This window comes from Streptomyces sp. NPDC104831 (assembly GCF_055583025.1).
Genome location: NZ_JBVJOT010000038.1, coordinates 86,220 through 92,445 on the forward strand (window position 1 = coordinate 86,220; position 6,226 = coordinate 92,445).

Below are 6,226 nucleotides of genomic sequence, written 5' to 3' on the forward strand. Positions count from 1 at the left end.
TCCCCTCAGCCCCGGATCCGGAGGCGGTCGGTGCTGTCCTCGCTGGGCTGGACGACGACGATGCCCTGTCCGGAGAAGGCCATCTGGTAGGCCTCGCCGCTGCCCCGGCCGATCAGCGACTGGGCCTTGAAGCTGCGCTTGCCCTTCACCTTCAGGTTCGGCGACCAGGCGACGAGCGCGTCCGGGTCGACGTACGTCTCGTCCTCACCGCCGCCGCAGTCCACGACGATCGGCTTGCCCCGGGAGGTCAGCGCGACCCAGCCCTGGCCGGAGATCCTCGTGTTCCACAGACCCTGGCCGGCGAACTTCGCGAGTCCCTTGACGCGCTCCACGCCCCAGGTCAGATGGGCGTCGAAGGCGAGGAGGTTGGTGGCGTTGACGGAGACGCCGTCGCCGTCGAGGTTGATCACGACGACGTCGGCGCCGTAGTCGGCGAGGTAGAGCAGGCCGTCACCGGAGCACTTCATCAGGGGCGCGCCCTCGCCGGTGGCCCAGTCCCGGGCGATCTGGCGGACGGCGGGCGGGTTGGGCTCGTACTGGATGAAGCCCTCGTAGGCGACCATCGACCCCACGCGCGCGAGGAGGTCGTGCCCGGTCTGGAGGGCGACCTTCAGCATGTGGCTGCCGTGGTTCTCCATGCGGGCGGTGACGGGTGCGGGGGCGAAGCCCGCGAGCGGCTGGTTCATGACGGGCTCCCTCAGACCTCGTACGGCTGGACGACGATGAAGTTGCCGGGCGCGCCCCGGAACTGGAGGTTGACGCTCTCCCCGGTGTCGCCCGGGTAGGCGTTGCGGCGCATGCGGACCTGGCTGGAGACGATCACCTGGGAGCCGGCCGACCAGGCGACGACGGCGTTGCAGTCGGCGAAGGTGGTCGGCGTGACCGGCAGCACCACGGGGGTGCCGTGCGTCTTGACGACGATCGTGCCGGTGCCCTGGAACTGCATGGTGAACAGCGCGCCGCCGGGGATGCCGTGGCCCTCGATCCGGCGGACCTCGTGGCTCAGGCTCTCGTCGAAGGCGAGGACGTTCTCCGCGGACACGCAGATCGCGTCGCCCTGGAGTTCCACGGGGTGCAGGTGGGCGGAGTCCTCGGCGAGGAACACCTGGCCCCGGCCCGAACAGCGCATGAGCTGCATCTCCTGGCCGGTGGCGTTGCCCACGACCCGGCCCATGAATCCGGCGCCCTTGTAGCCGAAGTCGACCTTGCCCTGGTAGAGCACCATGCTGCCCTGGCGGGCCAGCACCGGCCGGTCGCCGACGCCGAGGTCGACGCGGACGAGCGCCTGGTTCTGCTGGGTCCAGCGCTGACCGGTCGGGGTCTCCTTGAACGCCTGGAGCGCGGCCGTCACCCCGCCGCCGCTCCGGGGCGCGCCCTGCGGCACTCCGTAGGCGGCCGGCCGGCCGGGCACCTGTCCGTAGCCCGGGGGCATCGGCGGGGCGGGCTGGGCACCGCCCGTGTTCCCGTGGCCCGGAGGCATCGGCGCGACCGGCCCGCCGCCGTACGACGGCTGCTGGGGCGGCTGGCCGTAGGGCGCGGGGACGGGCGCCGGGGGTGCGGCCGGCGGCGGGACGGTGCCGGCGGGCGGGGTCAGGGGGGCGACGACCGTCGGGGCGGCGTGCACGTGCGGCGCGGGAGCCGGAGGCGGGGTGTGGCCGGGCGGCGGGGCGAAGCCCTGCGGGGCGGGATGCGGCGCGGGCTGCGGGGCCGGGGCGGGCGCGGGAGCCGGGGCGGGCGGGGCGGCGAACGCGGGCGGGGTGGCGGCCTGGGCGGGCGGGGCGAAGCCGGGGGCCGCGCCGGGCCGGGACTCCTGCGGGGCGGCGGGGGCCTCCTCCTCCAGCACCTCGCCGCCGAAGTTCTTCAGCAGCGCCTCCAGGCCGCCGTCGAAGCCCTGGCCGACCGCGGCGAACCGCCATCCGTCCTTGAAGTAGAAGTCGCCGAGCATCACGGCGCGCTCGGTGGAGAACTCCGAGCCGTCGAAGGAGTACCGGGCGACCTCCTCGCCACCCGCCACGATGCGCAGGTACCCGGGACCGACCTGCGACATCTGGCCGGCGCCGTCGATGGTCGCCGTGAAGGACAGCTTGCGGATCCCGGGGGGCATCCGGTCGAGCGTGACCCGGAAGGACTCGGTGTCACCCGCCTGGGCACCCAGCAGCTGGATCGACTCCTCGGGCGACTTCGGCTGGTTGAAGAAGACGAAATACCGGTCGTCCGAGAGCCGCTCGTCGGCGTCCAGGCCGAAGCAGCTGATGTCGAAGGTCAGCCCGGGAGCCGAGATCTGCACGCCTACGTACAGATCCGTGCCCAGAGTGAGGTCACTGATCCTGGCCTTGTGGCCGCGTTGGAATTCCCTGGCCATGCGTTACGACCGTCCCCCATCCCGAATGTGAGTGCGTCGCGCCAGGCTAACGGCAACGACCGGCAGCGACGTCGAAGGGTCCGGGTCGGTACAGAGCCGGTTCCCGGTCGGTACAGAGCCGGTACACGATCGCGCCCGGCCGCGGACACGACCGGGTCGCGGACGGAGGGGGCGTCAGGCGTCCCGCTCGCCGCGTGCGCCGGGCACATGCGGCAGCCGTCCGGCGGCGACGACCCCTTCGAGATAGCCGCGGGCCCGCTCGGTGCGCGGGTACGCCTCCAGCAGCCGCCAGAAGTCGGGACCGTGACCGGGGACCAGCAGATGCGCCAGCTCGTGGCAGAGCACGTAGTCCACGACGTACTCCGGCATCCCCTGGAGGCGGTGCGAGAGCCGGATGCTGCCCTCGGCGGGGGTGCACGAACCCCAGCGGGTGTTCTGGTTGGTGACCCAGCGCACGGAGGCGGGCCGGGCCCGGCCTTCGAAGTACTGGGCCGACAGCCGCTCGGCGCGCTCGGCGAGCGCGGCGTCGCCCAGCACCTTCCGGCTCTCCTGGGCGGCGAGTTTGTCGAGCATGACAGTCACCCAGCGCTGCTCCTCCGCCTTGGACATCCGGGCGGGGATCAGTACGACGGTGCGATCGCCCTCGCGGTACGCGGAGACGGTGCGACGGCGCCGGGTGCTCCTGCGGACCTCGATCGCGCTCGCCCCCGAGCCGCCGGGCGGCGGGCTCGTCGTGCTGCGCATGGGTTCACCGGCGCGGTACAGAGGGTCGGCGGGCACGCCCCGACGTTACCCGGTGGGCACGGACAAAGTCCCGGCTCCGGGAGGGTTCGCCGCCGATCCCCCACCGTGTGTTTGATTCGTACGATCGATCCACTGGTCCCGTTTGCCCATATTCATCCAGCTTGCTGCGCGTTGAGGCAGGTCCCTGCCGGACGCCGGGCGGGTTCCGTTCATACGACGAATCCCTCCGCCTGTGGATAACTTTCGGCACCCGGCGGCCCGGCCGGGCATGCTGGCAGGCGTCGGCGGACGTGACCGGTTCCACCGGCGAAGGACCGTTGCGCGTTCCTTTCCCGCTCTGAGACGTTTCGACGGATACGGGGGCTGTCATGCATCCGATGGTGAAACCCGCGCTGCGGCGCGGCTGGCGCGACCGCGGCACCGTGCAGTTCGGGATGACCCCGGCGCACGCGGTGACGCTGGGCCCGCTGGACCCGGCGACGGAGGGCTTCCTGAAGCTGCTCGACGGCACCCGCGGGCTGTCCTCGCTGCGCGCGGAGGGCCGCCGCGCGGGCGTGCCGGCCGGCCGGGCCGACGCCTTGGTGGCCCGGCTGGCCCGGGCCGGCCTCGTCGACGACGCCCGGGGCGGCGGCCCGGCCGCGGACGCGCTGCGGGAGAAGCCCGACGTCCTCGACCGGCTGCGCCCCGACCTCGCCTCGCTGTCCCTGGTCACCCCCGAGCCCGGCGGCGCACCGGCCCGGCTCGCCGCCCGGCGCGCGCTGCGGGTCCGGGTGCGGGGAGCGGGCCGGGTCGGCGCGCTGCTGGCGTCGGTGCTGGCGGGCGCCGGCGTGGGCGAGGTCGACGTGCACGACGTGGGACGTGTGGAGCCGTGGGACCTGGCGCCCGGCGGGCTGACCGCCGAGTCGCTCGGCGACCGCCGGGACGCGGCGGCCCGGGCCGCCGTCCGCCGCGCCGCACCCGGCCGTCCGCCGCGCCACGCCCACCGCCCGGGGACCGGCGCCCATGATCCCGGGCTCGCGCTGGTGGTCCTCGCACCCCGGGAGGACATCGCCGTGCACGCCCCGGACCCGTTCGCGGCCGAACCGCTGCTGGCCTCCGGCACACCCCATCTGTACGCCGGTGTGGTGGAGGGCACGGGCGTCGTCGGCCCGCTGGTGCTGCCCGGGGAGTCGGCCTGCGCCGGCTGTCTGGACCGGGAGCGCCGGGACCGGGACCCGTTCTGGCCCCGGCTGGTCACCCAGTGGCGCTCCGGGCGGGCCCGCCGGGTCGGGGCCTGCGACCTGGCCCTGGCCACGACGGTGGCCGGGCTCGCGGCGGCGCACGCCCTCGCGTTCCTGGACGGGCGGACACCGGCCGGCGCGGGCGTCCGCTGGGAGGTCTGTCTGCCCGGCCTGGACTGGCGTGCCCGCCCGCTCCGGCCGCATCCGGAGTGCGGCTGCGGGGCGGCGAGGAGAAGTAAGAGGGAGCGGTTCTCAACCGAGGGCGGGCAGCGCGCGACAATGGCGGTGCAACGGCCGTCGACGGAGCGACAACGCGAAGCAGGCGCGGCACGGCCGACTGGGACCTGGAGGGCGCATGTCTGATCTTCCCCGGAAGGCGGTCACCCGTACCGCCAAGCTCGCCGCGCTCCCGCTCGGCTTCGCCGGCCGGGCGACCTGGGGGCTGGGCAAGCGGATCGTGGGCGAATCCGCGGAGCTGGTCGGCCGCGAGCTGCAACAGCGCACGGCGGAACAGCTCTTCAAGGTGCTCGGCGAGCTGAAGGGCGGCGCGATGAAGTTCGGGCAGGCCCTGTCCGTCTTCGAGTCGGCGCTGCCGGAGGAGGTCGCCGGCCCCTACCGGGCGGCCCTGACCAAGCTCCAGGAGGCGGCCCCGCCGATGCCGACCCGCACGGTGCACGCGGTGCTCCAGGAACGGCTGGGTCCGGACTGGCGGGAGTTGTTCGAGGAGTTCGAGGACAAGCCGGCCGCCGCGGCCTCGATCGGCCAGGTGCACCGGGCGGTGTGGCACGACGGCCGCGAGGTGGCGGTCAAGGTGCAGTACCCGGGCGCCGGCGAGGCGCTCCTGTCCGACCTGAGCCAATTGAGCCGTTTCGCCCGGCTGTTGGGTCCGCTCATCCCCGGCATGGACATCAAGCCGCTGATCGCGGAGCTGAGGGACCGGGTCTCCGAGGAACTGGACTACGGCCTGGAGGCCGAGGCCCAGGCGGCGCACGCGGAGGAGTTCGCGCACGACCCGGACGTGGTCGTCCCGGCGGTGGTGCACCAGTGCGAGCAGGTCCTGGTGACCGAGTGGATCGACGGCGTCCCGCTGTCGGAGATCATCGCGGACGGCACCGGGGAACAGCGCGACCGGGCCGGTCAGCTCCTGGCCCGCTTCCTCTTCTCGGGCCCGGCGCGCACCGGCCTGCTGCACGCCGACCCGCATCCGGGCAACTTCCGGCTGCTGCCCGGCGGCCCCGACGGTGAGGGCGACTGGCGCCTCGGCGTCCTGGACTTCGGCACGGTCGACCGGCTCCCCGGCGGTCTGCCCGCCCCGATCGGCGTCTCCCTGCGGATGACCCTGGACGGCGACGCGGAGGGGGTCTACGAGCTGCTGCGCGCGGAGGGCTTCGTGAAGGAGACCATCGAGCTGGACCCGGACGCGGTCCTGGACTATCTGGTGCCGATCATCGAACCGGCCCGGGTGGACGCGTTCACCTTCACCCGTTCCTGGATGCGCAGCCAGGCCGCCCGGATCGCCGACCCCCGCTCCCCCGCCTACCAGCTCGGCAAGCAGCTCAACCTGCCGCCGGCCTATCTGCTGATACACCGGGTGACCCTCAGCACCATCGGGGTCCTGTGCCAGCTGGGCGCCACGGTACGGCTGCGGGACGAGCTGGAGGAGTGGCTGCCGGGCTTCGCGGCCGGCGCGGCCGGGGACGACACGGGCGGGGAGGAGTCGGCGGCGGGAGCCTGAGCGGCGTGCCCCGGGGTTCGCGAGGGGCGTCCGGCCGGGCGCCGAATGCCGCGGGGGGGGGGGGGGGGGGGCGGGGGGGGGGGGGAGGGGGGAGAACGCGCTAACCCCAGGGCGGAGGCGTCCCGTCTTTGGTGGCTGTTCTTGTCTTTCCGGTACCGCCATGAC

General features: G+C 74.0%; 5 protein-coding genes. 2 read left to right on the plus strand and 3 right to left on the minus strand.

From position 1 onward, the window contains the following. Window positions 1–5: 5 nt before the first annotated feature. The 3 genes from ACZ63H_RS24935 to ACZ63H_RS24945 all read right to left on the minus strand — a co-directional run bounded on the left by ACZ63H_RS24935 (window position 6) and on the right by ACZ63H_RS24945 (window position 3,142). Window positions 6–686 carry an AIM24 family protein gene (locus ACZ63H_RS24935; RefSeq protein WP_469868509.1) on the minus strand — a complete coding sequence of 227 codons (681 nt, stop codon included), beginning with the start codon at window positions 684–686 and terminating at the stop codon, window positions 6–8. Between the two features lie 11 nt (window positions 687–697). Continuing rightward, a complete protein-coding gene (locus ACZ63H_RS24940) occupies window positions 698–2,362 on the minus strand; it encodes a TerD family protein (RefSeq protein ID WP_469868511.1) in 1,665 nt (554 codons plus the stop codon). Between the two features lie 174 nt (window positions 2,363–2,536). Further along, window positions 2,537–3,142, minus strand: coding sequence for a M48 metallopeptidase family protein (locus ACZ63H_RS24945; RefSeq protein ID WP_469868513.1), 606 nt, complete (start codon window positions 3,140–3,142; stop codon window positions 2,537–2,539). A gap of 332 nt (window positions 3,143–3,474) precedes the next feature. On the opposite strand from ACZ63H_RS24945, the gene ACZ63H_RS24950 reads away from it, so the two are divergent. Beyond that, the gene (locus ACZ63H_RS24950; RefSeq protein ID WP_469868515.1) at window positions 3,475–4,689 is read left to right on the plus strand and encodes a TOMM precursor leader peptide-binding protein; all 1,215 of its coding nucleotides are present in this window, start codon (window positions 3,475–3,477) and stop codon (window positions 4,687–4,689) included. Further along, window positions 4,682–6,061 carry an ABC1 kinase family protein gene (locus tag ACZ63H_RS24955; protein WP_469868517.1) on the plus strand — a complete coding sequence of 460 codons (1,380 nt, stop codon included), beginning with the start codon at window positions 4,682–4,684 and terminating at the stop codon, window positions 6,059–6,061. The genes ACZ63H_RS24950 and ACZ63H_RS24955 overlap by 8 nt, the downstream gene beginning before the upstream one ends. Window positions 6,062–6,226: the final 165 nt, after the last annotated feature.